We start from the raw sequence: 1,038 nt of genomic DNA on the forward strand, positions 1-1,038 counted from the left end.
GGCTTTGTTGCGTAATTCATTTTCGAAGTAGATGAGCTCCGTTTCGGTTAATTGTTAGCCAATGCGGCACGTTTTAGGCATACCAAGCCCCGTAAGCTTATTTAACGCTTTAATCATCGCGTAAGATTCACCAACTTGTGCATTGTAATTTCTTAGGCTTAACTGTCCTCCAAGCAATTGCTTCACTCGATACATCGCCGTTTCAGATATCGACCTCTTATGGTAGCCATAGCGCTTTTTCCAATGCTTGTTCGAGCCATATAGTCTTTGGCAGCCAACCGCTAAGTTTCTTGGATGGCCTCGTTCACAGAATGCCGCTCCTTCTCTTGGAGGGATAAGCGCAACAGCCCGTTTAATGCGGATTGCTGCATGGCAATCCCTTGTGTCATAAGCACCATCGCCTGATATCTCAAGAATTTTCCGACGTGTTTGTTTGAGTAAGTTAGGCTGCACCTCGGCATCAGGCACCACTGATAAACTCAATTCTGCGGCAATAATTTCGTGTGTACTCGTATCTACTGCGAGGTGGAGTTTGCGCCACACTCTGCGTTTACCATCCGTGCCATGTTTTTTGACTTTCCACTCACCCTCACCATAAACCTTAAGACCTGTCGCATCGATAGCAAGGTGTAGAATCGGTCCTTTGGTTTTCGTCTTAAAGCTCACCTCAACATTTTTCGCTCGACGACTGATACAACTGTAGTGTGGGCAGCACAGTGGAAGCTGAGCAAGTTGAAAAACGGAATCAATAAATCCTTGCGAAGCTCGAAGTGGCATTGAAAAAATACGCTTTACCATCAGAGCTGTTGTGATGGCTAAATCACTAAAGACACGAGGTCTACCGCGCTTTTTTTGCTTACTTTGTTTCCACTCACTTATCGCTTCTTCATCAATCCAAAACGTTAAAGAGCCACGGCTGATGAGAGCTTGATTATAGTTTTGTAACGATGTTTAGGCATGAGGCTACAGATTTTAATGAATGTAGCCGATCAGATCGTAAGCGATGGATTTAGTTCCATCGATTTACGCAACAAAGCC

Annotated in this window: 1 protein-coding gene; it reads right to left on the minus strand. The window is 44.6% G+C overall.

Annotated features, from left to right (window positions below):
- Positions 1–54: 54 nt before the first annotated feature.
- Entirely contained in the window at positions 55–921 is an 867-nt protein-coding gene (locus RH85_RS10380) for an IS5 family transposase (protein ID WP_138956466.1), read from the minus strand.
- Positions 922–1,038 lie beyond the last annotated feature (117 nt).

The organism is Vibrio ichthyoenteri ATCC 700023, from assembly GCF_000222605.1.
GTDB lineage: Bacteria > Pseudomonadota > Gammaproteobacteria > Enterobacterales > Vibrionaceae > Vibrio > Vibrio ichthyoenteri.